Source organism: Serratia sp. CY83965, assembly GCF_052166375.1.
In the GTDB taxonomy this organism is placed as follows: Bacteria; Pseudomonadota; Gammaproteobacteria; order Enterobacterales; family Enterobacteriaceae; genus Serratia; species Serratia marcescens.
The window spans coordinates 919,094-944,312 of record NZ_JBJNOV010000001.1; the positions used below are offsets into that span (position 1 = coordinate 919,094).

The following is a 25,219-nucleotide window of genomic DNA, read 5'->3' on the forward strand; positions in this document are numbered from 1 at the left end:
TAATTAGGTTGCCTTATTGATTTGGGTATGGAGTGCGGTGAGTTCCGGCAGCAGCTCGAGCATTAGCCCCACCTGCTGCAAGACCAACTGTTCTTTGCTTTCAGGTTCTGGAACGGCTTTGCGAATACGCTCCGCCAGCTGTTCCAGCGCTTGCGCAATGCGCTGGCTGTTCCGTTCTTCCTGATGCAAGGCGCCGTCCACGTAACACACGGCATCATTGAGCAGATCGAGTGTGGCAGGGGTATTCAACCGCTCGCGGTGCGCCCCCAACGCCGAGATATAACTCAGGAGAGTATGGTTCAGGCAGAGCAGACGGAAGGCGGCTTCCTGCAACGCCTTGTCGGCCTTGGGATCGGCGGACATGTTGGAGATGACCGAAGCCAGTTCGGCATCGCTGTTGTGGGCATCTCGCCGCGCGATGCGGTAAGCGAGCCCGTTATCCTTACCCTGATGATATTGCACCAGAATGGCGTCCAGATAGCGACAGTTGGCATTCAGCGTTTTATCCACCACCGCCGGCAGTTGGCGGAACTTCCAGTCCGGCCAGATAAAGCTGACCGCCGCCCAGGCGATGGCGCAACCCAATAAGGTATCGTAAACGCGCGGGGCTGCTACTTCGAAACCTTCACCCAACAGGTTAAAGCACAGCAACACAAGCAGCGTGATGAACATCGTTGCATGGGCATACTGTACGGTGCGAAAAGCGAAGAACAAGACACCGGTGATGACGATCAACACCAGTTGTCCTTCCACTGAAGGCACGAAATAGAGGATTGGCAGGCCGATCAGGATACCGGCCAGGGTGCCGATGATGCGCAGCGCCAGGCGCCGGCGGGTCGCGTTGTAGTTCGGTTGGCAGACAAACAGGCTGGTCAACAGGATCCAGTAACCGTGCTGCATGCCGGTGAGCTGGATGAAGGCGTAACCCACGCACAGCACTACCGACATGCGGATCGCATGGCGGAACAGGGCCGACTGCGGCGTCAAATGGCGGCTGATGCGCAGTCGGATGTCGCTCCAGCCGGTTAAGCGATCGTCGGCCAGGCTGTTCTCTTCCGCCTGCCCGCTGGCCAGCGTCTGCTCTGACTCGATATTGGCCAGCTGCGCATCGATCGCATGCAGGTTTTTCAGCAGGTGCGCCAGCGCTTTGGTTTGCTCTGAATTGCCCTGGGTTTCGGCTATGCGCGCCAAGGCCTCCTGAATGCGGCTGAAGGCTGGCTCAAAACGCGGGTTGTGCTGGTATTTTTGCCGCAGCAGGATCGATTGTGCCAACTGGCGGCAGGCGCGCGCCTGCATGCTCAGCAAACGCTGGAAGCGGAATAAAATATCGCTGTGACGGAATTGCCGGCTGAGCGCGTGGTACTGAACGTGGGAAGAGCTGGCGCGCTCGTGGATATCCTGCGCGACAAAATAGTAGTGCAAGGTGCGGCGGGTGCCGCGCTGGCCGCGGTCGCCTTTCAGGCGCGTCAGCAGCGAGGCTTTGGTCTGGTTCAGCAACGCGACCAACGCGCTGTTGGCCATCGCGACATCCATCCATGGCAGGTCGGCGGCGCGTTCGGCGTCGGGATCGAACAGATTGGCCTTGGCATCCAGATAGTTGGCCAGTTGATCGTAACAGCGCGCCAGGTTCTCTTGCAGCGGCCGGATAGGGAACAGCAGGTGGCCCGCCAGCGTCAGCAAGTTGTACCACAGCGCGCCGATCACCAGCAGCAGCGGTTGCTGATACCAGGCATCGTACATCGAGGTGCCGAGCATGGTGTAAACCGCGATCAGCAGTGCGCCGAAGGCGATGGTGGCGTAACGCTGCCCCAAGGCGCCCAGCAAGATAAAACCGCAGGTCGACGTGGTTAAGCCGAGGGCGAACAACCAGGGATAAGGGAACAGCAGCTCGATCGACGCGGAGGCAACAAAGAAGCACACCAGCGTGATCAGCAGGTTGCGTAACCTGCCGGCCAGGCGGTCGTCCAAATCGGTCAGTGCCGCTGCCACCACGCCCAGCGTCAGCGGGATAGTCAGCTTGGGAATGCCCAGCCACCAGGGAACGGCGGTGGTGCCGATCAGCGCAATAAGAATGCGCAGGTGATACAGCAGATTGCTGTTGTAGGTATAACGACGTACTGCGGGTGCAAAAGAGCGCACGAAAAACTCCTCAAACGGAGAAAAAATTAACGCTGATGATAGTGGCGGCGAGCATTCTCAATACGCGCTTGCTGAGCCATTTCGACCGAGACGACGCGGCGCCCCACCGGCCACAGCGCGATGGCGGCTATTTTGAAATTGGCGATACCGACCGGAATGCCGATGATTGAAACGCATTGCACGATACCGGCGGCGATGTGCGACAGGCACAGCCACCAGCCGAACAGCACCAGCCAAATAATGTTGAGCAGCGAGCCGCCGGCGGAGAGCAGCGCATTGCTTTTTTCCGGATACAGTTCATCGACGTGTATCGCTTCGTTGCCGAACGGCACCAGCGACAGCTTGGTGATTTCCCAACAGGAGCGGGTAAGCGGCAGTGTGATGACCAGCAGCACGCTGAACACCGTAGCAATAAGCCAGCCTAGCGTGGTGAAGAAACCGCCCAACACAAAATTAAGAATATTCAGTACAGTACGCATAGACGTCATTCTGCTCTAATGATAGCCAAACCGCGATGCGGGCGTATTCACGATAAAAACGCAAAATCTATTCTACCCTTTTTTTAGCGCTAGAGTGCCACTGCTTATCGCAGGTAAACTGGCAGATATCCGTTATTTACTCTCAACATAGTCATGGCGCGACGATATGGAACTTAAAGCGACATCGCTGGGGAAACACCTGGCTCAGCACCCTTATAACCGCGTGCGGTTGCTGCACGCCGGCGTTGAGGTGAGCGGGGAAAAACATGAATACCTGATCCCCTTCAATCAACTGATTCAGGTCAGGTGCAAGCGCGGCATCGTCTGGGGCGAGCTGGAATTTGAATTGCCGGACGAAAAAGTGGTGCGGCTGCACGGCACCGAATGGCAGGAAACGCAGCGTTTTTATCACTATCTGCAGCAGGCGTGGCAGCAGTGGAGCGCCGAAATGAGTGAGGTCAGCGCCGGCGTGTTGCAACAGCAGGTGGCACAGATTCAGCGCATAGAACAGCAAGATAAATGGTTCAAAAAGTCTGAGCTGGGCAAGCTGCAACAGCAAATCCGTGAGGCTTTCTCCGCGCTGCCGATGCCGGTAGCGCGCCTGGATGAATTCGATAACTGCCGGGCCGATTACCATCTGTGTCTGCAATGGCTGCAGCAGGGGCAACGCAGCGTTGAACAACGCAACCGGCAGTGGACCGATCGCATGCTGGAGCAACATCACGACTTCTTCCAGACCGTCGAAAGCTCACCGCTCAACGACGCCCAGAGCCGCGCGGTGGTCAACGGCGAGGATTCCGTGCTGGTGTTGGCCGGCGCCGGCAGCGGCAAAACGTCGGTGCTGGTGGCGCGCGCCGGCTGGCTGCTGCGCCGTCAGGAGGCGGAACCGGGGCAAATCTTGCTGTTGGCGTTCGGCCGTCAGGCTGCCGGCGAGATGAACGACCGCATCAAAGAACGTTTGGGCGATGTCGGCATTCAGGCCAAGACCTTCCATGCCTTGGCGCTGCAAATCATTCAACAAGGCAGCCGCAAAGCGCCGGCCATCAGCCGGTTGGAAACCGATGCCAAAGCGCGCAAAGAGCTGCTGATTACCCATTGGCGCCAACAGTGCGCAGAGAAGAAAGCGCAGGCCAAGGGGTGGCGTCAATGGTTGACCGAAGAGCTGGAGTGGGAAGTGCCGGAAGGCGACTTCTGGCAGGATAAGCGCCTGGCGGATCGCCTGGCAAGCCGGTTGGAACGCTGGTTGGGGCTGATGCGCATGCACGGCGGCAGCCAGGCGGAAATGATTGAGCAGGCGGATGAAGAAATCCGCGATCTGTTTTCAAAACGCATCCGGCTGATGGCGCCGCTGCTGAAAGCCTGGAAAAGCGCCTTGAAAGAGGAAGGGGCGGTGGACTTCTCCGGCCTGATCCATCAGGCAGTCAACATTCTCGACAAGGGGCGCTTCGTCAGCCCGTGGAAACATATTCTGGTCGACGAGTTTCAGGATATCTCACCGCAGCGTGCACTGTTGCTGGCGGCATTGCGCCGACAGAACAAGCAGACCTGCCTGTTTGCGGTGGGGGATGACTGGCAGGCGATTTATCGCTTCAGCGGCGCAGAATTGACGTTAACCACGGCCTTCGCCACGAACTTTGGCGAAGGCGCGCAGTGCGCGCTGGATACCACCTATCGCTTCAATGAACGTATCGGCGAGGTGGCCAACCGGTTCGTGCAGCAAAACCCGCACCAGCTGAAAAAACCGCTCAACAGCCTGAGCAAGGGCAATAAAAAGTCGGTGGCGATCCTGCCGCACGAACAACTGGAGCCCTTGCTGGATAAACTGAGCGGCTATGCCAAGCCGGATGAGCGCATCCTGGTGCTGGCGCGTTATCACCATCTGAAACCGGAAGCGTTGGCGAAAGCGGCCACCCGTTGGCCTAAACTGAATCTGGAGTTTATGACCATCCATGCCAGCAAGGGGCAGCAGGCGGAATACGTCATCATTGCCGGTTTGCATGAGGGGCGTGACGGCTTCCCCGCCGTGGCGCGCGAGTCGGTGTTGGAAGAGGTGCTACTGCCGCAGCCGGAGGATTTCCCGGATGCCGAAGAACGCCGTCTGCTGTATGTCGCGTTAACTCGAGCTAAACATCAGGTATGGCTGTTGCAGGATCGTGAACGCCCTTCGGTATTCGTTGAACATCTGCAGGATCTTGGCGTACCGGTGCAGAAAAAACCGTAAGCTCGGGCCTGGCGGCAGCCAGGCCGTGAGGACTATTTCAGGCGGTCTTGCAGGTAACGCTGATAGTCGGGAATAGCGATCTCCACCTCGTTTTTGAACAGCGGAGAGTCGATCAGAAAGTCTGCGGTCGAGCGGTTGGTGGCCACCGGAATATTCCATACGGTCGCCAGCCGTAGCAGCGCCTTCACGTCCGGATCGTGCGGCACCGCGTTCAGCGGATCCCAGAAGAAGATCAGCATGTCTATCTTGCCTTCCGCAATCAGTGCGCCAACCTGCTGATCGCCGCCCATCGGGCCACTCAGCATGCTGGTGACGGGAATGCCGCTGGCGCGCTGGATCAGATTACCGGTCGTGCCGGTGGCGTAAAGCTGATGCTGCGCAAGAATGGTCTTGTGGCTTTCTACCCACTCCAACAGGGCCTGTTTGCGGTGATCGTGTGCCACCAGCGCAATATGTTTGCGCGCGGCGATAGTGCGGGTAGTCAATTCCATCTCGGTGTCCTTCGCTAATCAGGGGATGTGCGACAGATTACTGAAACTGTTTTTCACTGCCTAGCGTTTGCGCCTGAAAATGCGAAGAAAAGGCGCCTTTGCGGGGAAAGACGCCGGGAGGGATCAGCGAATCGGTTGTTTATTGGCCCAGCGCAGAAAGCGCTTCTGTGTTTCCTTGTCGGCCTGTTGGAACCAGTATTGCAACATCTGTTCCGACACGTTCTCACCTTTCAACGTCACCGTCGGGGCATTCAGCGGCGCGCCGGCCAACGCGAGGGTTGAGGGATTGCCTGCGTTCGCCTGCACAAAGGCCGGAACGGAGGCCGGGCGGTTCTGGCGGTTGTAATCGGTCATCACCTTTTCCAAATCGGTATTGAAGGTGACGCTGTCGGGATGCAGCGCATCATGCCGGAATGGCAAGGCGTTGCCGTCTTTATCGACCACCAGATAATTTAACGTTCTGTCAAAGCGTTGCGCATCACGATCGTTCTCGATGCGCGGCAGTTCGATCGCCACTTGGCTGATCTTTTGCGTATTGAAGGTGGCAACCAGCGGCAGGGACGTATAGGCCTGTGTATGCTGGCCGGAGCGTACGGTTTTGGTCACTTTGAACAGCAACTGGTGCTGCCCGCCGTCCAGTTCAAGGCTGTCGGCACCTTTTAACAACGAACCTGTCATTTTCTTGCCGTCGACCACCAGCAGGTCGATGTCCGGGGAGAGTTTCAGGGTCGTAGCCGCGGCAGGCATACTGATGCTGAGCAACGCCGCAACCACCAGACCAAATTTCATCATTATCTCCTTATAAAGTGACGTAGCTCTAAGTGTTGAACACGGCATAGGTTGTGTCAAAATTTTTCAATCGGGCATTTTGTTTACATTTTTACATATTTTATCGCGATTAGACACGACCGTGCGCAGCTGAACCGCGACAGCCTCTGACCATAAGATTGCGGTGAAGTTTCCCTCGCGTTGCGTTTAACCGAGCGAATGCCGATCGGTTACACTCGAAATGGAAAGTGACGCAGTGATAAACGGGAGTTGAAGATGCAAGATCAAGAGATTGTTGAGCTGTTGCAGCAAGTGAAAACTATCGCGCTGGTCGGCGCCAGCGATAACCCGTCGCGGCCCAGCTATGGGGTGATGGCGTATCTGTTGGCACAAGGGTATCAGGTGATACCGGTCAGCCCAAAACTGGCGGGGCAGACGCTGCTGGGGCAGCCGGTTTACCCTACGCTGGCCGCTATCCCACAGCCGGTGGATATGGTTGACGTGTTTCGCAATTCAGAGGCGGCTTACGGCGTGGCGCAAGAGGCGATAGCGATCGGCGCCAGGGCGCTGTGGCTGCAGATAGGGGTGATTAACGATCAGGCGGCGGCGCTGGCGCAACAGGCTGGGCTGCGCGTGGTGATGGATCGCTGCCCGAAAATAGAAATACCGCGTTTAGGGCTGGAGCGCTAAATAAAAAAGGGCCTGGCGCGATGCCGGGCCCTCTCGGGGTTTCTCAGGTCTGGGCGCGGTCAATTGCGCAAACGTGGCGCCTGTAACTGGTGACGGATGGATTCCGCCAGTTCATCCAGCGATGGTTGCTCGGGGTGCGCTTCCTGGGGCTCGCCATCCAGCTGCGCTTCCGCCAGATAGGTGTGCACCGGTTGGCCTTCCTCGTCTTCCATCACCACGTGGTACCAAGGGGCGGAACGCAGTTCGTCGTTCGCCGCTATCTCGTCAGCTTTGGGTTGTTCTAAAGAGTATTCCGGGTCGATATCGATCACGACGCCCAAATACCCCAGCAGTTTATGCCTAACCTGTTGTCCGATACCGAATTTGCTGGCAATCATGATGACCTCCTGAGAAACAATGCCTTGCTCATATATGGGGGCAAGGCAGCGCATTTCAAGTTACATCACCCGACAAGCGAAGCCTTTCAGATACAGCCCCTCAGGATACGTGGCGATCACCGGGTGATCGGCAGCCTGGCGGAACTGCTCTATAAATTGTACATCACGTCCGGCATCTACAGCGGCATCGGCCAAAATTTTCTGGAACAGGTCGGTCGGCATCAGGCCGGAGCAGGAGAAGCTGAGCAGAATGCCGCCTGGATTCAGCAACTGCAGCGCCAGCATGTTGATGTCTTTGTAGCCGCGGCAGGCGCTGGCCAACTGATTCTTGTTCTCGACGAACTTAGGCGGATCCATGATGATCAGATCGAATTTTTCGCCTTGAGCGCGGTAGTTGCGCAGCAGTTGGAACACGTCATCGCGAACGAACTCCGCCTTGCTCAGGTCCAGCTTGTTGAGCTCGACATTCTGTTTTGCGATGTCCAGCGCCGCCTGTGAGGTATCCACGCTGATCACTTGCTCGCAGCCGCCCATCAGAGCGGAAACGGCGAAGGCGCCGGTGTAGGAGAAGCAGTTCAGCACCCGGCGGCCGGCAGAGTAGTTCCGCGCCGCCAGGCGACTGTCGCGCTGGTCGAGGTAGAAACCGGTCTTGTGCCCTTGCTGAATGTCCACCAGCAGCTTCATGCCGTGCTCGGTAATAGGCAGCAGTTCCGGCGGCAGATCGCCCAGCACCGGGCCCTGCGCCAGCGGCAGGCCTTCTTTTTTACGCACCGCAACGTCGGAGCGATCGTAAATCGAACATTCCGGGTAGCAATGCTGCAGGGCGGAAAGCAGGGCCGGGCGCTGGTATTCGGCACCGGCGGACAGCAACTGCAGCACCAGGAAATTCTGGAAGCGATCGATAGTGATGCCCGGCAGGCCGTCGGACTCGCCGGCGATCAGGCGGTATCCGTCCAGACCGTCACGCTGCGCGACCCAATCACGCCAGCTTTGCGCTTGCTGCAGGCGGCGAATGAAGAAATCGATGTTAATCTCTTCATCCTGTTGGAAAGTCCAGACGCGTGCGCGGATCTGCGACTCGGGCGAATAGGCGCCGCGCGCCAGCCACTTGCCCTGGCTGTCGAGGATATCGATGGTTTCACCGGAGAGGGCTTTACCCTCAACGCGTTGAACGGCGCCGGAGAACACCCAAGGGTGGCGACGGAGTAAGGACTTTTCACGTCCTTTGGCGAGATGTAAGCGCATGGTTAAACTACTTTTTATTCAATGGGTTAATTGGCGGTTTTGAAGAATTGCCAAAATAAGTTCGTCATCATAGCTGAATCTTACGGTGTTCACTACCGCGTTGGCTCGGATTGTATCGCGTTATCTCTGCTGACGTCACACCGAAGAGAGAGAAAGTGCAGCCTTCAAACTGAAGAAATGACAGCTTAAATAGGTGTATTATAGCGAGGTAGAGATGAACGCACGTCGATCAGCGTGTGAAGGCGCCTCGTTACCTGTAGGCGCCGATATTCGTCTGGGGCATTATGCTTCATAGGAAATAAGGCTGAATAGTAATGTTTTATTTTAATTAAGAGTGTTGCTGATTGTTTTTAAGATATGAATTGAAGGGAGTGCACCAGTGAGGATGTTTTTGTTTTTAATTTTTTTTATGACGACTAACACAGTATTAGCTAACGAGTGGGTTTTTCATGGTGATGAAAACACTATAAGTGATGGAGTATTAAAGATTTCGGTTCAGGCTGGGCATTATAAAATTTCATTTCCACCCACTGCGAACCCAAACTCAGGTGCTGTGTTGATTAACGGCGAGCGATTTTACGGCAACCGTTATTTTGGATTCGACGGCGAGCAAGCGGACAGAATGATTGATAGGTTATTAAAGGTAAAAAATGCTCAGGTTGAATATGATGATCGTTTTAAAACGAAAGTCGTTCGCAAGTTGGTTGATTTCTCTGATATTACATCATCCCTCGATAACTTGAAAAAAAATCATTGACGCCTCTCACATAATCGTCAATGGAGCAGATGGCTTTACTCGAAATAGGAATAGCGCTGCCGCTTGGTTGTCCGACGGTAAGTGTAACAACGACGGCGTGTCGACGGTGCGCTTTCTTGTGAGCAAGCAGAGCCTATCATTCAATGGGGGGTGGCGATTAATTTGTTAATTAATTGATTATTATCGTTTTGTTGTCGTAGTAATTGACTTCAGACTGTCGTTTGCCTCACGGAGGAAAGCCTATCCTCCGGGCGACGGTTTGTAAGTTCTTTGTAAGTTTTTTGTGATTTTTAGGTTTTTTCGCATTGACAAAAATCTTAACTTAATCTGTTATTGAGCACCTGATATTTATTATTTAGATGTTGGGATTTTTCTTAAATGACTAAAGAAAGAAGCTTATCGTTTGATTTTTTGAAAGGGTTGCTTATCTTGCTCGTCATTGTGGGACATGTATTGCCTGGCAGTGCTGATGTTGGTTTGCGTGGGGCAATATATTATTTCCATATGCCGCTTTTTCTAGGGGTGACGGGCTACTTTGTTCGGCGCTATTTTCTTGATGGCGGCGTGATTAGCGTGCTGAAAAAGTATCAGTGGCGAATGATAATTCCTTATGTGTTGGCGTTCGTTGTTTACAGTGTTTATTCTCTTTACTTCTCAGAAGAAGTAGGCTTAAAGCAACTCATCGGTCTATTTCTCTACCCCTACTATCATCTTTGGTATATCCCAGCAGTGATCATATTTGTGCTATATACTATGGTCATTTACAAGAGTAATTTCTTACTCGGTTTCTTTCTGTTCACTTCCGCCATATTGTCTATTGTCTGGTACTGTTACGCCGACACGCTGGAAAACCAATATGCCTGGCTGAAATTCATTGGTGATAAGCGTTTCTATTATTACTACTCCTTCTTTTTATTAGGCTTCCTGGTGGGGGATAAGAATTTTTACGGTAATCCGCTGGCATTGTTCGCTATCGCGTTGGCCGTAGGTATATTAGGGTATTATGAACCGAGCGGGGCACTGCTGGATGCCGCCTCATGGTTTGCATTTAATGCTGCGCTGTTGTTGTTGATGCTGAGTTTGTGTAAGCGCCTGAAGCTAAGAATTGAGGGCTTAGTGGTCAAAATGGGGCAGGTATCTCTGCCTATTTATCTTTGGCATGTGTTACCCATTTTGCTTGTCGGAGCAATGGTCGATAAGGATTCGTCAGGTTTTTATCTCAGCGTAACGGCCATTATTTTCGCCCTGGTCATCATATTTATCCGCTTGCGTGGCAAAAGCAGATTTATCGATTCTTTCTTTTACGGGGAAAGGGCCAACTGGCTACCCGCCGAAAAATAGAACGTCTGTCCCGGCCGAGGGGACTCGGCCGTCTACTTTTTACGTAAGCCTCCATTAGACAAATTGTTGTCCTATGGCTCCCTGTCTCTTTATCTTTTGATTGAGTTTCTATACTCAATACATCCTTATTCTTTAGACAAGACAACAGGGGGCGATTATGTCACAAGTTTGCGTTGCTGCGTATGTGTATGGCGTGGTGCAGGGGGTAGGGTTCCGCTATTCCACTCAGCGGCAGGCCGAGGCGTTGGGGGTGACCGGCTATGCGCGCAATCTCGATGACGGCAGCGTTCAGGTGGTGGCCTGCGGCACACAGGCGCAGGTGGATAACCTGGTGGAGTGGTTGAAACAGGGCGGCCCGCGCAGCGCGCGCGTCGAACGCGTGCTGGTGGAGCCGCAGGGGGGGGCCGATTACGCCGGGTTTGGCATTCGCTACTGAATGCTCGCCTGCAGCGGCGCTGCGTGCTGAGCGGTCAGATGCATTTCACCGGTTTCGGCAAGCCGGCGATTTTGGTGGCTTGTTTGGCCGGCCCTTTCGGAAACAGGCGATACAGATAGCGGCTGTTGCCTTTTTCTTCGCCGTATTTCTGCGCCATGGCTTTGACCAGCATGCGAATAGCCGGCGAAGTATTGAATTCCTGATAGAAGTCGCGCACGAAGCGCACCACTTCCCAGTGTGCTTCGGTGAGCACGATCTCTTCCTGCGCGGCCAGCAGCGGCGCCAGGCCTTCATGCCAGTCGGCGCTGTTTTTCAGATAGCCCTGCGCGTCAGTGTCGATAACCTGACCTTCAAACTCCAACATACTGCCTCGATAACGGATAATTCGGAACGGCCGCCAGTTTAGCAAATTTTTTCGGCCGCAAAAAACAAAGCCCCGCCGGAGCGGGGCCTGGAAGGCATGCGTAACGCGCGATCAGTTGCTGCGGGCGAAGCCCAGAATGCTCAACAGGCTGATGAACATGTTGTAGAGCGACACGTACAGGCTAACGGTGGCGCGAATGTAGTTGGTCTCGCCGCCGTGAATGATGTTGCTGGTTTCCCACAGGATCGCGCCGGCGGAGAACAGGATGAACAGCGCGCTGATAGCCAGGTGCAGAGCAGGGATCTGCAGGAACAGGTTGGCGATCACCGCCACCAGCAGCACCACAAAACCGGCCATCATCATGCCGGACAGGAACGACATGTCTTTACGGGTGGTCAGCACATACGCCGAGCAGCAGAAGAACACCGCGGCGGTGCCGCCCAGCGCCAGCATGATCAGATCGCCCGCGCCGGCGTTCAGGAACGAACTGAGGATCGGGCCGAGGGCGTATCCCATGAAACCGGTCAGCGCGAAAGCCGCCAGAATGCCCGCCGGGCTGTTGGCCAGTTTATGGGTCAGGAACATCAGGCCGTAGAAACCGACCAGCATCAGCAGCAAGCCTGGCGCAGGCAGACCCAACATCGTACTGGCGGTCGCGGTCAGGGCTGAGAAAGCCAGGGTCAGGGATAACAGGAAATAGGTGTTGCGCAGGACTTTATGCGTGCTGAGCAGCGAGTCGCGCGAAGAAGATGAGACGACAATGCGGTCCATAATGATGCTCTCTCTTATCAGGCCATCACAAAATAATCCCGATGATAGGCAGCGCAAGCGCTTGATTAAAGTTTGTTTACCAATCTTTACCCTTAGTTATCATTATGGCAACAACGGGGAAGGTGTTCGTTTGATCGCCGCTTGCTTTGCCTGCGGCGATTTTTCGCGCGGTTGAACGCGTTTGGGCTTTACAAGCGAATAAGGTCTGTTTATAGTGCGCGTCGTTGCGGAGGGGTGGCCGAGTGGCTGAAGGCAACGGTCTTGAAAACCGTCGACGGGAAACCGTTCCAGAGTTCGAATCTCTGCTCCTCCGCCATACATTCTGACCCCGTGCTCTCTGAGCACGGGGTTTTTTGCTTTTGCGTGCGGATAAACTGGGGCGCTTCTGCAGGAAACGCGATCGGCTATTGATAAGGGCCATGCGTCGGTGAGATTATGCACCCATCAAGGTCGGCCGCTCGGATGCCTGCTGTTGCCAGGCGTTACCGGTGCGACAAGCAACGCCGCCTTATCAATTTCGCTTAATGCTCTTATGGAGACAGAGATGAACTGGTATCAAGTCGCCTTATGGACGATGATCTTTTTGAAGTCCGGCGCTTTTCTGGTGTTCGTATGGTGGTGGATGTTCAAACGCGCGACCAAACCTTATGTCCGCCCGCAAGACGTCGTGGTGGATGATACGCCGTACGATGAGAACCTCACCATGGAAGAGGTGATGAAAAACCATGGCATCGTCCGCACGGATATGTCGGTAAAATAATCCTCCCGCCTCCCCAACCGCTATCTGGGGCGTGTTTGCCAAGAGCACGCCCCCTTGTGTTTCTTCGCTGTCGCTTTATGGCATTCTGCTTCCACGTTAACGGCATAACGTGACCGGGAAAAGCACGCCATGAACGATGTACGCATCCTGTCGAACTTTACGCATCGAAAAAACGCCGTTCTTAATGCCGAGAGAGATCATGGGGATTTCTTTGGTCAACTCATCCGGCGCGTTATCGTCGGGGGCTTTGCTGATTTCTCGGTGGGTGGTCATGTAAAATCCGTGATCCAACCTCTTTATATCAAAGTTTATTTTCCTATCCAGGCTGTAGGTTTTTCCTCCCACGCTAATGTCCCCACGTTGAACGATCATGGCGCGATGCTCGTCATAGATGAATAAACTGCCCGTCACTTTTAGTTCCAGGTCATCGCCTGAAGCTAATCGTTTTTTTGTGATCGTATCGGCTTGGCAATTCATATGTACAGGTGCGGCGGGTGTTAAAACGCGAAGCAGGACAATGAAGAGAATCACTGCCAAAAATCCGATAATCAGTGTTTTTGGGTTGCGCAATGCGGCCATTTATTTTCCATTGAGAATTTTGTAGGTAACACACTGGGTGTATCGATCTTGCGAGCCGAGATAACACACTCCGAGGAAGGTGTTATAAATCAACGTATGTTTTTCGGAGGAAAAATAGATATCCGCCTTATTGGCTAGACAATCCACACCGCTGCCTTCTAATGCCTGGTTGACCATGCGTTTTTCCAGTTCGTCATCAATATGTTTATCTGCATCCAGAGAATATAGGGTGCAATTTTCTTTTTTTCCTAACGCAACTAAATTCTCCCGAGGTTGATCAGCCGGTTCGATAGGATAAAGCGTCGCTGCGATCAATAGAGGAATAAATACGCAGCAGACAGTGGCAACAGCGCTAACCTTTACCTTTTTCTGCGGCGGCACGTTGTGTGGTTCGGCAACAGGAGCCAGAGGCGAAAGTGGCTCTGAAGCATAAGAAGGCGGCGTTTCGCTGACGGTTACCTGCGGTGGCGGATAAATTTCAATCATAGCGGTGAAACAAAAACCGACTTTTGCCAGGGTCTTTATTGGGGAGGTTTCTCTGCCCAGAAGTTTGAATGCTTTCCTTATTTCACTGACGGCCACATTTAGACTGATCGATGAGCCTGAAAAACCATACTCTTCTCATACCTTTTTTATCAACATCTCGCGTTTCAATGGGATATTGGGATGAGTCAGCATTTCAATTAGCAGGCGCGAAGCCGGGTTGGATATCCGTATCGATGACTCATCATTATCAATGAGTTGGAGACGACACGCGTTTGCGTCATAGATGACGCAGAGGTCGATAATATATTTCATGTGTTCAGGTTTTTATAATGATATAGGCTTCCAGTTCACGGCTAGTATTTAGTGAAACTTCGGGTAGGTCAAGGTTCTGGGCGGGAAACATAAATAATTAAGGGCTTTTTTTTATTTTGTCGGCGAACGGAAAACGCAGTTCGTTGCCGTTTTTTATGTCATTTTTGGTGTTAAATTCTAAAAAAGCTAGCTTTCATAGATTATAATAATTAAAGTTTAGGTTAATAAAAATAATGTTCCTGCCGTTAATGATTTGATGCAGAATTATCTTAGTGTTTACGGCGCTTGTTTATGTGCCAATCGCTTATTGTTTGCTCCCGAACGGCAATGTGAGTTTTCCAAGAAAAAGACAGGTATTTAGTGCAAGGTATCGACGTTGTCTTTGACCATGGATGGAGGAAGTATGCTCAGTATCGGTATCGTATCTGAAAACATTTTCTTCAGAGAGGCGATAAAAAGAATATTGATGCCAAGGATTTTTCATAAAGATCACGTTATTGCCTACTATGACGATCTGCCTTTGGCTATGGGGCGAAATTGTCACGATATTCTGATCGTCGATGATGCGGTAAAAAGCATGTTGCGTTTCAGTATGGCTGTGGCGTTATTGGCTGCTATTCATGGTGTAAAGATTTTTCTGACGACGGAAGAGAAGCGCCGTCTGTTATTTCGCTCTGTCTCGCATGATATCGTCGTGCTCGATAAAAAAGGCAGTGTCCCCGGCATCAGTAAAGAGTTGTCTTTTCTGATGGATAATATCTCGCAGCATCCTGCATTGAATGGAAGCGTTGAGAGAGGAGTGGGCCGCCATACGAAAAGTTGTCTGACGGAAAGTGAAGTGGAAACACTCCATTTGCTTTCCTTCGGCTATACGGTGACTCAGGTTTCCAAGATTCTTGATAAAAGCGTAAAAACGGTCAGTACGCAGAAATGCAGTGCATTACGCAAAATGGGATTGAAGAATCGGGTGCACAACTTACTGGAAATATCATCCGGTTTCTCGGAGGTTTCCTAGATATTCGTTATTTTCATCGTTTCTATTGTCGGGTGATTAATAACGTCATTGCTTGATTTTATAAAAACAGGAATGTGTTCATCTTTTTGCCTCTGTATTACGGGGAGGGATTGTTTTATCCCGCCGGCAGCGGCTGATTTTTATTTATTCTCTTATACCAAACTGTTATGGAGTTTTATCTCATGATGAAGAAGATGTTTTCTGTTGCAATCATGGCGGCTGCGGTCGCTGCCCCTACGGCTTTTGCTGAAGACAATTCCGCCGGTGGCATCATTAACTTTACCGGCGCCATTACCGACACCACCTGTACGATTAACGGCGGAAAAAGCGCGGATTTCACCGTTGCGCTGAGCCCGATCTCGGTGACCGACGCGGGTAACACCGTTGGACCAATCACCAAGAACAAGAAGTCCTTCTCGCTGACCTTCTCCGGCTGTTCTCCGGCGGCCGGCACTGCAGGCACCCCGCTGAAAATCTACTTCTCCTCCGCGGATAACATCTCCACCGACGGCAAATATTTGCTGAACAACTCGGTCAACGAGAACGACGCTTCCGTCGCGAAGAACGTGGGCTTCTCTCTGGCTGAAACCGGTTCTTCCACCCCGATCCAGCTGAACGTGCCTTATGTCACCGACATCATGGGCGATAAAGCGGCACCGGATTCAGAAACCCTGACGCTGGACGCGTACTACTACAAAACCAACGCCGAAGCGGCAAAAGTGGGCGCTCTGAGCTCCAACGTGACTTACACCATTTCTTACCTGTAATCGCGCTGAAAGCCAGGCCCTTGATGGGCCTGGCCACCCGGGGGAACGATGAAAAAATATATGATGATAGCGGCGCTGTTGCTCGGTTCCGTTGGCGCGCAGGCCAATGTGGTGGTTAACGGTACGCGGGTGATCTACCCGGCAAACAACAAGGATGTGATTGTCCAGCTGCTAAATAACGGTGCCGATCCCTCACTGGTTCAGGCCTGGATCGACGACGGCGACATCAATTCCACCCCGGAAACCGCCAACGTACCGTTTTTGCTATCGCCACCGGTGGTGAAAGTGAACGGCAACAGCGGGCAGCAGCTGCGCATTCAGAAAATCGGCGCCGCGTTGGCGGCGGATCGCGAATCGGTGTTCTATCTCAACGTGCTGGATATCCCGCCGACGCCGGAAAACCTGCAGGGTACCAATACGCTGCAGTTGGCGATCAAATCGCGCATCAAGCTGTTCTACCGCCCGCAGGCCTTAACCCGCGGCGTAGAAAACGCGTTGGAAACACTGACGCTGCAAGCCAATGGCAAGGGATTCAACGTCATCAACAACAGCCCGTATTTCATCACGGTAGCGAATATCGGCCAGGGTGAGGACAAGCATCTGCTGGTTGATTCGCTGATGGTTGCGCCGTTTTCCACCCAGTTTGCTGCCAGCAAACGATCGGTCAGTAAGAACGCGCGTTATGACCTGATGTATATCGACGATCTGGGGGCTTACAAGTCTAAAGCCATCACCACACACTAACCTGAAAGAACAACAATGAAGCTGAATAAAAAAGTCCTCTCGCTGCTGACCGCCTCTTCATTCTTGTTGCCGGATACGGCCTGGGCGGTGACGTTCGATACTTCGCTGTTGGCCGGCGAATCGCGCGATTCCGATCTTTCGCGTTTTTACCTCAACAATGACATGCCTGCCGGCCGGCAGGAGATCGATGTGTATGTCAATCATGACTGGAAAGGGCGCTACGCGCTGCTGTTTGGCACGCAACGCGACGATATTCAAATTGGCTACCAGGATGCGCAGCGGTTGGGCATCGATCTGAGTCAATTGCCGACACCTCAGGCGCCCCAGACGACGCTGTCGATCGCCTCGCTGGTACAGGGCGGGCGGTTCGATATGGACGTCGGCGCGCTGAGCCTGCGGTTGACGGTACCGCAGGCGCGGATCAACCGATCGGAAGCAGGATACGTGGATCCGGCTTTCTGGAATCGTGGCATCTCCGCGTTGACGCTGGCCTACAACGCGACCTACTACCACGCCGAGGCGCGCGGCGAAGGCAATCGCAGCAACAATGACGATTTTTATACCGGGCTGGAATCCGGGATCAATCTGGCCGGCTGGCAATTTCGCGACAGCAGCAGCTTTCGCCACGGCAGCGGGCGGGGGAGCCATTGGCAAAACAACACGCGTTATCTGCAGCGCGGCTTCGCCGACATCAAATCCAACCTGACCGCCGGTGATTTTTATTCGCCGGGGGAGCTGTTCGACTCGGTACGCATTCGCGGGGTGGCGCTGGCGTCGGATATCAGCATGCGGCCCAACTCGCAGCAGGGTTTTTCACCGATCGTGCGTGGCGTGGCGCAATCCAACGCCTTGGTGAAAGTGGTGCAGAACGGCAACGTGATCTACCAGGAAAACGTGCCGCCGGGCGCCTTTACCCTCGACAGCATTCAGCCGACCGGTTCGGCGGGCGATCTGTGGGTGACGGTCAAAGAGGCTGACGGGCGCGAGCAGTCGTTCAGCGTGCCGTTTTCAGCCGTACCCAACATGTTGAAACAGGGTGTCAGCCAATACAGCGTACTGGCCGGCAAGGTAAACGAAAACAATACCGATTACGACCCCGGCTTTGTACAGGGCACCCTGCAGTACGGTTTCAACAATCTGGTAACGGGTTATGCCGGCAGCATTTTAAGCGACGATTATCAGGCCTGGCTGCTCGGCAGCGGCTGGAACCTGCCGATAGGGGCAGTGTCCATTGACCTGACGCATGCCGATACTCGCCTGAAAAACCGCCGTGAAAGCGGGCAGAGCTTCCGTATCGCCTACAGTAAATTTCTCGATGTCACCGCGACCAACTTCACGCTGGCTGCCTATCGCTACTCCACCCGCGGTTACTACAGCTTTACCGACGCCATTTACTCCAATGACGGCTATCGCCAGCTGGAGCGTCAGGTTGATCGCTGGCGCGACGAGGAGGGCGTGTCCGAACTGGATATGAACACCTGGGATGCGCTGCGTTCGGCTCGGCCGAAAAATACCTTTACGCTCAACCTGAACCAGCGTCTTAACGAAGGGTGGGGCACGCTGTTCTTCTCCGGCTCCCAGCGTGATTACTGGACGGCCAATGCGAAAAGCCGCGAATACCAACTGGGGTACTCCAACAATCTGGGGCGCGTCAGCTACTCCGTTTCCGCCAGCCGGGTGCGCAACAGCCAGCGTGAGGAAGAGACGCGCTATTACCTGTCGTTCAGCCTGCCGCTGTCGGTGTTCGATAACAACGCCTACCTCAGCACCGGTCTGTCTGCGACGGACTCTCACTATCAGCAAAGCACGGTCAGCCTGAGCGGCAATGCGCTGGAATCCAACCGCCTGAGCTACTCGCTGAGCGGCAGCAATCGCAGCGGCGGCGACAATATGGCCAGCGTCAATGCGGTCTATCGCGCGCGCGCCTCGACGCTGGGCGTCTCCTACAGCGAAGGCGATGATTATCGTCAGAGCGGCCTCAGCGCGCGCGGCAGCCTGGTGGCGATCCCCTGGCATCTGCTGGCGTCGAACGAGATCGGCAACACCATGACGGTGGTCGAGGCGCCGCAGGCCGAAGGGCTGATGGTCAACGGCGACGAAAGCATCGTGACCAATGCGCAGGGGTTGGCGCTGGTGCCTTACGCCACGCCGTACCGGCAAAACTCGGTCACGCTATCGGATACCGGCCACAGCAGCGGGGCGGAAATCAGCGGCAACGTCGCCAACCATGTGCCTTATTACGGCGCGGTCAGCTACCTGAAATTCGAGACCGACCAACGCCGGCCATTCCAGCTGCGGGCGCAGCGCGCCGATGGTGCACCGCTGCCGTTCGGCGCCGAAGTGATGGATGAAAACGCTCGGCCGGTAGGTTTTGTCGGCCAGGCCAGCGTGTTGTACCTGCGCGCTGAACAGCCGCCAACGGCGTTGACGGTGCAATTGCGCGACGGCAGTTGCCGCATCGCCAAACCGACTCTGGCGCTGGATGCGTCGCCCGGCGTTTGCCGCTAATACAGGATAACCGAATCTATGATCAGGCTGATTTTTTTGCTGCTGCTGTCCGGGCTGTTCAGCGGCTATAGCCATGCTTCCTGCTATGGCAAAGGAGCGGAGTTTGCGCCCCCGATTTTTGTTGATCTCTCCGATAAGCTGAGCGCCAATATGCCGGTCTGGGAGGCGCAATATAATACCCAGTACACCGGCACATTTAACTGCAGCAAGTCCAAAAGCAACTTTTCCTACACCATCAAGCTTTCGCCGAAAGATTCGCAGGCCGCGATTTTCGGTTTTAACAACGGTCAACAGTGGATCCGGGCGGAAATCACCAACAAGATAAGCGACAGAACTTTGAGGGGGCGTGGGGAACACTCCGCGTCAGAGTTAAACTCGCCGATGACCATTCGTTATTCGCTGGTGCAAAAACCCAAGGATGGGCGGGTGGTGCCGGGCGATACCTTGATGCTCGATGACGTTTTACTGGTGAGCGATGTGACCGGCATTGGCATTCTGGAATTGCCGTTCTGGCTGTTGGAGCAAGTGGGGAAATTGCTCACCTGGTTGCTTACCGGCAACTGGCCTTATGACGATCGCGACATGTACGGCCAGCCGATGAACATCAAATACGCGCCGAAAACCACCACCTGTCGTTTCGACAACGCCGGCCTGACGGTCAGGTTGCCCAAAATGGGCATGGCGCAGGTGCTGAATAACAATCAACCCGGCTACACGCCGTTCTCGCTGAACATCAGCTGCCAGAACATGCAGCAGGAAGGCATCGCCGATCGCGCCGTTGAGATGTTCCTGTCCAGCAATAACCTGCTGGCCTCCGACGCCAGCGTGTTGACCAATGCCAATGCGGGCGGCGCGCAAGGAGTGGGGCTGCGCCTGGTCAAGCGCGACATGCCGAGCTCGCCGGTGGTATTGTCGCCTTCCAACGTCGATCGCGGCAGCGCCACTTCACTGTTTCATGTCGCCGCCGGCGGCAGCCTGAACAGTCACTTCATCATCGGCATGGGCGCTTATTATTACCCTTATCAGCGCGATGGCGTGACGCAGGGGGAAATCAACACCTCGGCCACGTTGAACATCATCTATCCTTGAGAGGCCCGGGAGAACCGGTGCGCAACCTGTTTCGCTCACCGGTGTTCCGTCGGGTGTTCGAAAATATGCGCGCCGGCGCCCTGTTGGCCCAAAATATCGTTTGGGTTGCGCAGCGGGCAGTCGGCGAGCGACAGGCAGCCGCAGCCGATGCAGCTGTCGAGATGGTCGCGCAGCACCGTTAGCCGTTGAATACGTTCATCCAGCGTTTTGCGCCAGGCGGAGGACAAAAGCCCCCATTGTTCTGAGGTCAGTTTGCTGCCGCTGGGAAAGCGGCCCAGCGTGGCGCGGATCTCCTCCAGTGGAATGCCCGCGCTTTGCGCGATCTTGATCACCGCGATGTAGCGCAACACCACCGGCGTGTAGCGGCGCTGGTTACCGGCGTTGCGCGTTGCCTGAATCAGCCCCTTGCTTTCGTAAAAGTGCAACGCGGATACCGCCACGCCGCTGCGCTTCGCCACTTCTCCAACGGTCAATAGCCGATAGGTGTTAATCGGTTCATTTCTTGCCATTCCACGTTCCTCAGCTTGACCTCAAGTTAACCTGAGGTTTTATAGTGCAGCCAGCCGGGCTTGGCAACCGGCATCTCTCGTCACCTGCCTGCGCTGCGTCGGGGGAAGGATGGCTTTGGCTGTAAAATCAGGAAGAAACCGTTACATGATGAAACGATACCTCATTATTGCCGCGCTGCTGGCGGCGCTCGCCGTCGCTGCGGTCGCGATGCGATCCACCGCGCGGCAAAGCGAAGGCGCGCCGGCCTATCCGCCGGTGAAAGTGGCGCTGGCGCCCGCACTGCGTGAACAGGCGGCGCGCAGTTACGCCGGCGTGGGCGAGCTGGAGGCGGCCAGCCAGGTGGAAGTGGCGGCAGAGACCAGCGGCCGCATCACGCGCATCCTGTTCGAATCCGGCCAAACGGTGCGGCAGGGGCAACTGCTGGTGCAGCTCAACGATGCGGTCGAGCAGGCTGAGCTGGTGCGCCTGCAGGCACAATTGCGCAATGCCGATCTGCTGTTGGCGCGCATGCGCAAGCTGATGAACCTCAACGCCACCGCGCGACAACAGCTGGACGATGCGCTGGCCGAACGGGATATGGCGTTCGGGGCGGTGCAGGAAACGCAGGCCAAAATCGCACAAAAGGCGATCCGCGCGCCGTTCTCCGGCACCATCGGCATTCGTCGCGTGCATGAAGGGCAATACCTCAACGCCGCCGAGGCGGTGGCGAACCTGGTGGACGCCGATACGCTGCGCGTCAACTTCTCGCTGGACGAACAAAGCAGCGCCGGGCTGGCGTTGGGGCAGGCGGTGTCGGTGCAGGTCGGGGCCTATCCCGAGCGCGCTTTCCCCGCCGCCATTACCGCTATCGACCCGATGATCGGCAAATCCCGCACCGTGCAGGTGCAGGCGACGTTGGCCAACCGTCAAGGATTGCTGAAAGCCGGTATGTACGCGGGCATTCGCGTCACGCAGCAGCAGCGCGTGGCGGTGCTGACGGTGCCGGAAACGGCGCTGACCTATACGGCGTACGGCGATACCGTGTTTCTGGCCCAGCAGGGTGAAAAGGGCATGACGGTCAAGCGCGTCTCAGTCACCGTGGGTGAGCGCAACGACGGGCGCGTCGAGATCGTCAGCGGTCTGCAGGAAGGCGACCGGGTGGTGACTTCGGGCCAGCTCAAGCTGAGCGACGGCACGGCGGCCGAGCCGGTGGCGCAGGATACTCTGAACGCCGCCCAGGCCGGTTCCTGAGGAGAGGCTGATGACATTTACCGATCTGTTCGTGCGCCGGCCGGTGCTGGCGCTGGTGGTCAGCACCCTGATTCTGCTGTTCGGCGCGCTGGCGCTCAGCAAACTGCCGATCCGCCAATACCCGCTGCTGGAAAACTCTACCATCACCATCAGCACCGACTATCCCGGCGCGTCGTCCGAGCTGATGCAGGGCTTTGTTACGCAGCCGATCGCCCAGGCAGTGTCCTCCGTCGAGGGCGTTGACTACCTTTCTTCCTCCTCGGTGCAGGGGCGCAGCGTGGTGACGGTGCGCATGGCGCTGAACCGCGACTCCACCCAGGCGCTGACCGAAGTGATGGCCAAGGTCAACCAGGTGCGCTATAAGCTGCCGGAACAGGCTTACGATCCGGTGATTGAGCGCTCAGCCGGTGAAGCCACCGCTGTGGCCTATGTCGGTTTTTCCAGTAAAACGCTGTCCACGCCGGCGCTGAGCGAATACCTGACGCGGGTGGTGGAACCGATGTTCACCACCATCGACGGCGTCGCCAAGGTTGAAGTGTTCGGCGGGCAAAAAATGGCGATGCGCCTGTGGCTGGACAGCGATCGGCTGGCCGGCCGCGGTCTGACCGCTGCCGATGTGGCCGATGCGGTGCGGCGCAACAACTACCAGGCGGCGCCGGGCAAGGTGAAAGGGCAGTATGTGGTTGCCAACGTGCGGGTGAATACCGATCTCACCAGCGTAGAGGAGTTTCGCAATCTGGTGGTGCGCAACGACGGCAACGGTCTGGTGCGCCTGAAAGACGTCGGCACCGTGGAGCTGGGCGCCGCAGCCACGGAAACCAGCGCCTTGATGGATGGCGAACCGGCGGTGTTCCTCGGCGTCTTCCCTACGCCGACCGGCAACCCGCTGGTGATCGTTGACGGCATTCGCCACCTGATGCCGGCGATCGACAAGATGCAGCCGCCGGGCGTGAAGATGGCGCTGGCGTTCGAAACTGCGCGCTTTATTCAGGCCTCGATCGATGAAGTGGTGCATACCCTGCTCGAAGCGCTGGCGATCGTTGTGGCGGTGATCTACCTGTGTCTGGGGTCGCTGCGCACCGTGTTGATCCCGGTGGTGACCATTCCGCTGTCGATACTTGGCGCTGCCGGGCTGATGTTGGCCTTTGGCTTCAGCGTCAATTTGCTGACGCTGCTGGCGATGGTCCTGGCGATCGGTTTGGTGGTGGACGACGCCATCGTGGTGGTGGAGAACGTGCATCGCCATATCGAAGAGGGGAAAACGCCGCTGGCGGCGGCGATGATCGGCGCACGCGAGGTGGCCGGGCCAGTGATCGCCATGACTCTGACGCTGGCCGCGGTCTATGCGCCGATCGGCCTGATGGGCGGGCTGACCGGCGCGCTGTTTCGCGAATTCGCACTGACGCTGGCCGGGGCGGTAGTGGTGTCCGGCGTGGTGGCGCTGACGCTGTCGCCGGTGATGAGCTCGCTCCTGCTGCCGGCCAAACAGAGCGAAGGGCGCGTGGCGCACGCCGCCGAGTGGTTCTTCGGCGGCCTGACGCGGCGCTATGCGCGCGCGCTGGATTTCTCGCTGCACCACCGTTGGGTGACCGGCACGCTGGCGTTGCTGGTGATGATCAGTCTGCCGCTATTGTACCTGATGCCGCAGCGTGAGCTGGCGCCGACCGAGGATCAGGCCATTGTACTGACCGCCATCAAGGCGCCGCAGCACGCTAACCTGAACTATGTCGAACGCTTTGCCTACAAGCTGGATGAGGTTTACAACCGCATGCCGGAAACCGAAAGCCGCTGGATCATCAACGGCAGCGACGGCACGGCGTCCGGCATCGGCGGCATCAACCTGACGCTGTGGCAGGCGCGCCAGCGCTCGGCGTCGGCGGTGCAGGCCGATCTGCAACGGGCGGTGAACGATGTTGAAGGCACCAGCATTTTCGCCTTCCAACTGCCCGCCTTGCCAGGCTCCACCGGGGGGCTGCCGGTGCAAATGGTGCTGCGTACGCCGCAGGACTACCCGCAGCTGTACCGCACCCTGGAGGAGGTGAAGCAGAACGCCAGAAACAGCGGCCTGTTTATGGTGGTGGACAGCGATTTGGACTACAACAACCCGCTGGCGGAGGTGCGCATCGATCGCGCCAAGGCCAACAGTCTGGGGATACGCATGAGCGACATCGGTGAATCGTTGGCGGTGCTGGTGGGAGAGAACTACCTCAACCGCTTCGGCATGGACGGGCGCGCTTATGACGTCATCCCGCAAAGCCTGCGCGAACAACGGCTGACGCCGCAGGCGCTGGCGCGGCAATATGTCCGCACCCAGGACAATACGCTGGTGCCGCTCTCCACCGTGGTATCGGTGGCCGTTAAGGTCGAACCGAACAAGCTGACCCAGTTCAACCAGCAGAACGCCGCCACCCTGCAGGCCATTCCCGCGCCCGGCGTTTCGATGGGCGAAGCGGTGGCTTTCCTCGAACGGCAGGCCAATGCGCTGCCGGCCGAATTTAGCCACGACTGGCAGGGGGATTCGCGCCAATACACCCAAGAGGGCAGCGCGCTGGCGTTCGCGTTCCTGGCGGCCTTGGTGATCATTTACCTGGTGCTGGCGGCGCAGTACGAGAGCCTGAAAGATCCGCTGATTATCCTCATCACCGTGCCGCTGTCGATCTGCGGCGCCTTGCTGCCGCTGGCGCTGGGTTACGCCACGATGAATATCTACACCCAGGTCGGGCTGGTGACCCTGATCGGGCTCATCAGCAAGCACGGCATTCTGATGGTGGAGTTCGCCAATGAGCTGCAGATGCATCAGGGGCTGACGCGGCGCGGCGCGATTTTGCAGGCGGCGCAAATTCGTCTGCGGCCGGTGCTGATGACCACCGGGGCGATGGTGTTCGGTTTGATCCCGCTGCTGTTCGCCAGCGGCGCCGGGGCTGCCAGCCGCTTCGGCCTGGGGCTGGTGATCGTCTCCGGCATGCTGGTGGGCACGCTGTTTACCCTGTTTGTGTTGCCGACGGTGTATACGCTGTTGGCGCGCGATCACGCGGTAGCCTCACCCCGTCAGCGTGAGTTGGCCGCCGCGCAAAAGGCGCTGACGGAATAATCCGCCGGCGCCCGCGTGAAAAATAAACCCGCTTCGGCGGGTTTTTTTG

25 protein-coding genes and 1 tRNA gene are annotated in these 25,219 nt (G+C 56.1%); 15 read left to right on the plus strand and 11 right to left on the minus strand.

Annotated elements, in window-relative coordinates:
• Positions 1-3 precede the first annotated feature (3 nt).
• Positions 4-2,139 carry a YccS family putative transporter gene (gene yccS, locus ACJ8PL_RS04465; RefSeq protein WP_079449429.1) on the minus strand — a complete coding sequence of 712 codons (2,136 nt, stop codon included), beginning with the start codon at positions 2,137-2,139 and terminating at the stop codon, positions 4-6.
• A gap of 26 nt (positions 2,140-2,165) precedes the next feature.
• Positions 2,166-2,618 carry a YccF domain-containing protein gene (locus ACJ8PL_RS04470; protein WP_004928120.1) on the minus strand — a complete coding sequence of 151 codons (453 nt, stop codon included), beginning with the start codon at positions 2,616-2,618 and terminating at the stop codon, positions 2,166-2,168.
• Positions 2,619-2,784: 166 nt separating this feature from the next.
• Between ACJ8PL_RS04470 and helD the strand changes: the two genes are divergently transcribed.
• On the plus strand, positions 2,785-4,839 hold the full coding sequence (gene helD / locus ACJ8PL_RS04475; RefSeq protein WP_016928285.1) for a DNA helicase IV: 2,055 nt from the start codon (positions 2,785-2,787) through the stop codon (positions 4,837-4,839).
• A 32-nt stretch (positions 4,840-4,871) separates the two neighbouring features.
• Here helD and ACJ8PL_RS04480 read toward each other — a convergent pair whose 3' ends face one another.
• Together ACJ8PL_RS04480 and ACJ8PL_RS04485 are read right to left on the minus strand one after the other, a co-directional pair.
• Positions 4,872-5,330: a methylglyoxal synthase gene (locus ACJ8PL_RS04480; protein WP_016928284.1), complete on the minus strand. Its 459-nt coding sequence runs from the start codon at positions 5,328-5,330 to the stop codon at positions 4,872-4,874.
• A 123-nt stretch (positions 5,331-5,453) separates the two neighbouring features.
• Positions 5,454-6,119: a DUF2057 family protein gene (locus ACJ8PL_RS04485; RefSeq protein ID WP_016928283.1), complete on the minus strand. Its 666-nt coding sequence runs from the start codon at positions 6,117-6,119 to the stop codon at positions 5,454-5,456.
• Positions 6,120-6,374: 255 nt separating this feature from the next.
• On the opposite strand from ACJ8PL_RS04485, the gene ACJ8PL_RS04490 reads away from it, so the two are divergent.
• Positions 6,375-6,788 (plus strand): CoA-binding protein, encoded by a 414-nt coding sequence (locus ACJ8PL_RS04490; protein ID WP_033640793.1) that lies wholly within the window; start codon positions 6,375-6,377, stop codon positions 6,786-6,788.
• Between the two features lie 59 nt (positions 6,789-6,847).
• On the opposite strand, the gene hspQ is transcribed toward ACJ8PL_RS04490, so the two are convergent.
• Both hspQ and rlmI read right to left on the minus strand, forming a co-directional pair.
• Positions 6,848-7,165, minus strand: coding sequence for a heat shock protein HspQ (hspQ, locus tag ACJ8PL_RS04495; RefSeq protein ID WP_004928104.1), 318 nt, complete (start codon positions 7,163-7,165; stop codon positions 6,848-6,850).
• Positions 7,166-7,225: 60 nt separating this feature from the next.
• On the minus strand, positions 7,226-8,410 hold the full coding sequence (gene rlmI, locus ACJ8PL_RS04500; protein ID WP_028128002.1) for a 23S rRNA (cytosine(1962)-C(5))-methyltransferase RlmI: 1,185 nt from the start codon (positions 8,408-8,410) through the stop codon (positions 7,226-7,228).
• A gap of 379 nt (positions 8,411-8,789) precedes the next feature.
• On the opposite strand from rlmI, the gene ACJ8PL_RS04505 reads away from it, so the two are divergent.
• From ACJ8PL_RS04505 to yccX, 3 genes are all read left to right on the plus strand, one after another.
• Positions 8,790-9,167 (plus strand): hypothetical protein, encoded by a 378-nt coding sequence (locus ACJ8PL_RS04505; protein WP_028128003.1) that lies wholly within the window; start codon positions 8,790-8,792, stop codon positions 9,165-9,167.
• 378 nt (positions 9,168-9,545) lie between these two features.
• Positions 9,546-10,508: an acyltransferase family protein gene (locus tag ACJ8PL_RS04510; RefSeq protein WP_234214120.1), complete on the plus strand. Its 963-nt coding sequence runs from the start codon at positions 9,546-9,548 to the stop codon at positions 10,506-10,508.
• A 157-nt stretch (positions 10,509-10,665) separates the two neighbouring features.
• A complete protein-coding gene (yccX, locus tag ACJ8PL_RS04515) occupies positions 10,666-10,944 on the plus strand; it encodes an acylphosphatase (RefSeq protein ID WP_028128004.1) in 279 nt (92 codons plus the stop codon).
• Positions 10,945-10,978: 34 nt separating this feature from the next.
• On the opposite strand, the gene tusE is transcribed toward yccX, so the two are convergent.
• Entirely contained in the window at positions 10,979-11,308 is a 330-nt protein-coding gene (tusE, locus tag ACJ8PL_RS04520) for a sulfurtransferase TusE (RefSeq protein ID WP_004928095.1), read from the minus strand.
• A gap of 111 nt (positions 11,309-11,419) precedes the next feature.
• Positions 11,420-12,079, minus strand: a complete 660-nt coding sequence (yccA, locus tag ACJ8PL_RS04525) for an FtsH protease modulator YccA (RefSeq protein ID WP_004928091.1) — start codon at positions 12,077-12,079, stop codon at positions 11,420-11,422.
• A 1-nt stretch (position 12,080) separates the two neighbouring features.
• Here yccA and ACJ8PL_RS04530 point away from each other — a divergent pair, with 1 nt between their 5' ends.
• The 3 genes from ACJ8PL_RS04530 (at position 12,081) to ACJ8PL_RS04540 (ending at position 12,839) form a co-directional block, all read left to right on the plus strand.
• Complete coding sequence (locus ACJ8PL_RS04530) at positions 12,081-12,254, plus strand: hypothetical protein (RefSeq protein ID WP_154213934.1); 174 nt, start codon at positions 12,081-12,083, stop codon at positions 12,252-12,254.
• A gap of 53 nt (positions 12,255-12,307) precedes the next feature.
• Positions 12,308-12,395 (plus strand) — tRNA-Ser (locus ACJ8PL_RS04535).
• A 228-nt stretch (positions 12,396-12,623) separates the two neighbouring features.
• Positions 12,624-12,839, plus strand: a complete 216-nt coding sequence (locus ACJ8PL_RS04540) for a hypothetical protein (RefSeq protein ID WP_016928277.1) — start codon at positions 12,624-12,626, stop codon at positions 12,837-12,839.
• 96 nt (positions 12,840-12,935) lie between these two features.
• On the opposite strand, the gene ACJ8PL_RS04545 is transcribed toward ACJ8PL_RS04540, so the two are convergent.
• Together ACJ8PL_RS04545 and ACJ8PL_RS04550 are read right to left on the minus strand one after the other, a co-directional pair.
• On the minus strand, positions 12,936-13,418 hold the full coding sequence (locus ACJ8PL_RS04545) for a hypothetical protein (RefSeq protein WP_033640789.1): 483 nt from the start codon (positions 13,416-13,418) through the stop codon (positions 12,936-12,938).
• Positions 13,419-14,000 carry a hypothetical protein gene (locus ACJ8PL_RS04550; protein ID WP_442530843.1) on the minus strand — a complete coding sequence of 194 codons (582 nt, stop codon included), beginning with the start codon at positions 13,998-14,000 and terminating at the stop codon, positions 13,419-13,421. It abuts the gene before it with no gap.
• Positions 14,001-14,619: 619 nt separating this feature from the next.
• Between ACJ8PL_RS04550 and ACJ8PL_RS04555 the strand changes: the two genes are divergently transcribed.
• The 5 genes from ACJ8PL_RS04555 to ACJ8PL_RS04575 all read left to right on the plus strand — a co-directional run bounded on the left by ACJ8PL_RS04555 (position 14,620) and on the right by ACJ8PL_RS04575 (position 20,339).
• Positions 14,620-15,231 carry a response regulator transcription factor gene (locus ACJ8PL_RS04555; RefSeq protein ID WP_033640788.1) on the plus strand — a complete coding sequence of 204 codons (612 nt, stop codon included), beginning with the start codon at positions 14,620-14,622 and terminating at the stop codon, positions 15,229-15,231.
• 182 nt (positions 15,232-15,413) lie between these two features.
• Positions 15,414-15,998: a fimbrial protein gene (locus ACJ8PL_RS04560; RefSeq protein ID WP_080286924.1), complete on the plus strand. Its 585-nt coding sequence runs from the start codon at positions 15,414-15,416 to the stop codon at positions 15,996-15,998.
• A gap of 48 nt (positions 15,999-16,046) precedes the next feature.
• Positions 16,047-16,742: a fimbrial biogenesis chaperone gene (locus ACJ8PL_RS04565; protein WP_116403763.1), complete on the plus strand. Its 696-nt coding sequence runs from the start codon at positions 16,047-16,049 to the stop codon at positions 16,740-16,742.
• 15 nt (positions 16,743-16,757) lie between these two features.
• Positions 16,758-19,250 carry a fimbria/pilus outer membrane usher protein gene (locus ACJ8PL_RS04570; protein ID WP_442530846.1) on the plus strand — a complete coding sequence of 831 codons (2,493 nt, stop codon included), beginning with the start codon at positions 16,758-16,760 and terminating at the stop codon, positions 19,248-19,250.
• Between the two features lie 18 nt (positions 19,251-19,268).
• Positions 19,269-20,339, plus strand: coding sequence for a fimbrial protein (locus tag ACJ8PL_RS04575; protein ID WP_048795979.1), 1,071 nt, complete (start codon positions 19,269-19,271; stop codon positions 20,337-20,339).
• A gap of 35 nt (positions 20,340-20,374) precedes the next feature.
• Here the strand turns inward: ACJ8PL_RS04575 and soxR are convergent, their stop codons facing one another.
• Positions 20,375-20,848 carry a redox-sensitive transcriptional activator SoxR gene (gene soxR / locus ACJ8PL_RS04580; protein WP_016928275.1) on the minus strand — a complete coding sequence of 158 codons (474 nt, stop codon included), beginning with the start codon at positions 20,846-20,848 and terminating at the stop codon, positions 20,375-20,377.
• Positions 20,849-20,993: 145 nt separating this feature from the next.
• Here soxR and ACJ8PL_RS04585 point away from each other — a divergent pair, with 145 nt between their 5' ends.
• Both ACJ8PL_RS04585 and ACJ8PL_RS04590 read left to right on the plus strand, forming a co-directional pair.
• Positions 20,994-22,079, plus strand: a complete 1,086-nt coding sequence (locus ACJ8PL_RS04585) for an efflux RND transporter periplasmic adaptor subunit (RefSeq protein ID WP_049300491.1) — start codon at positions 20,994-20,996, stop codon at positions 22,077-22,079.
• Positions 22,080-22,089: 10 nt separating this feature from the next.
• On the plus strand, positions 22,090-25,170 hold the full coding sequence (locus ACJ8PL_RS04590) for a MexW/MexI family multidrug efflux RND transporter permease subunit (RefSeq protein WP_049300490.1): 3,081 nt from the start codon (positions 22,090-22,092) through the stop codon (positions 25,168-25,170).
• The last annotated feature ends 49 nt before the right edge of the window (positions 25,171-25,219 follow it).

What these genes read in the sequence shown, in the direction of transcription:
- ACJ8PL_RS04470 (WP_004928120.1), bottom strand. Translation starts at nt 2,618, where the DNA reads ATGCGTACTGTACTGAATATTCTTAATTTTGTGTTGGGCGGTTTCTTC.
- helD (WP_016928285.1), top strand. Translation starts at nt 2,785, where the DNA reads ATGGAACTTAAAGCGACATCGCTGGGGAAACACCTGGCTCAGCACCCT.
- ACJ8PL_RS04480 (WP_016928284.1), bottom strand. Translation starts at nt 5,330, where the DNA reads ATGGAATTGACTACCCGCACTATCGCCGCGCGCAAACATATTGCGCTG.
- ACJ8PL_RS04485 (WP_016928283.1), bottom strand. Translation starts at nt 6,119, where the DNA reads ATGAAATTTGGTCTGGTGGTTGCGGCGTTGCTCAGCATCAGTATGCCT.
- ACJ8PL_RS04490 (WP_033640793.1), top strand. Translation starts at nt 6,375, where the DNA reads ATGCAAGATCAAGAGATTGTTGAGCTGTTGCAGCAAGTGAAAACTATC.
- hspQ (WP_004928104.1), bottom strand. Translation starts at nt 7,165, where the DNA reads ATGATTGCCAGCAAATTCGGTATCGGACAACAGGTTAGGCATAAACTG.
- rlmI (WP_028128002.1), bottom strand. Translation starts at nt 8,410, where the DNA reads ATGCGCTTACATCTCGCCAAAGGACGTGAAAAGTCCTTACTCCGTCGC.
- ACJ8PL_RS04510 (WP_234214120.1), top strand. Translation starts at nt 9,546, where the DNA reads ATGACTAAAGAAAGAAGCTTATCGTTTGATTTTTTGAAAGGGTTGCTT.
- yccX (WP_028128004.1), top strand. Translation starts at nt 10,666, where the DNA reads ATGTCACAAGTTTGCGTTGCTGCGTATGTGTATGGCGTGGTGCAGGGG.
- tusE (WP_004928095.1), bottom strand. Translation starts at nt 11,308, where the DNA reads ATGTTGGAGTTTGAAGGTCAGGTTATCGACACTGACGCGCAGGGCTAT.
- yccA (WP_004928091.1), bottom strand. Translation starts at nt 12,079, where the DNA reads ATGGACCGCATTGTCGTCTCATCTTCTTCGCGCGACTCGCTGCTCAGC.
- ACJ8PL_RS04530 (WP_154213934.1), top strand. Translation starts at nt 12,081, where the DNA reads ATGATGCTCTCTCTTATCAGGCCATCACAAAATAATCCCGATGATAGG.
- ACJ8PL_RS04540 (WP_016928277.1), top strand. Translation starts at nt 12,624, where the DNA reads ATGAACTGGTATCAAGTCGCCTTATGGACGATGATCTTTTTGAAGTCC.
- ACJ8PL_RS04545 (WP_033640789.1), bottom strand. Translation starts at nt 13,418, where the DNA reads ATGGCCGCATTGCGCAACCCAAAAACACTGATTATCGGATTTTTGGCA.
- ACJ8PL_RS04555 (WP_033640788.1), top strand. Translation starts at nt 14,620, where the DNA reads ATGCTCAGTATCGGTATCGTATCTGAAAACATTTTCTTCAGAGAGGCG.
- ACJ8PL_RS04560 (WP_080286924.1), top strand. Translation starts at nt 15,414, where the DNA reads ATGATGAAGAAGATGTTTTCTGTTGCAATCATGGCGGCTGCGGTCGCT.
- ACJ8PL_RS04565 (WP_116403763.1), top strand. Translation starts at nt 16,047, where the DNA reads ATGAAAAAATATATGATGATAGCGGCGCTGTTGCTCGGTTCCGTTGGC.
- ACJ8PL_RS04570 (WP_442530846.1), top strand. Translation starts at nt 16,758, where the DNA reads ATGAAGCTGAATAAAAAAGTCCTCTCGCTGCTGACCGCCTCTTCATTC.
- ACJ8PL_RS04575 (WP_048795979.1), top strand. Translation starts at nt 19,269, where the DNA reads ATGATCAGGCTGATTTTTTTGCTGCTGCTGTCCGGGCTGTTCAGCGGC.
- soxR (WP_016928275.1), bottom strand. Translation starts at nt 20,848, where the DNA reads ATGGCAAGAAATGAACCGATTAACACCTATCGGCTATTGACCGTTGGA.
- ACJ8PL_RS04585 (WP_049300491.1), top strand. Translation starts at nt 20,994, where the DNA reads ATGATGAAACGATACCTCATTATTGCCGCGCTGCTGGCGGCGCTCGCC.
- ACJ8PL_RS04590 (WP_049300490.1), top strand. Translation starts at nt 22,090, where the DNA reads ATGACATTTACCGATCTGTTCGTGCGCCGGCCGGTGCTGGCGCTGGTG.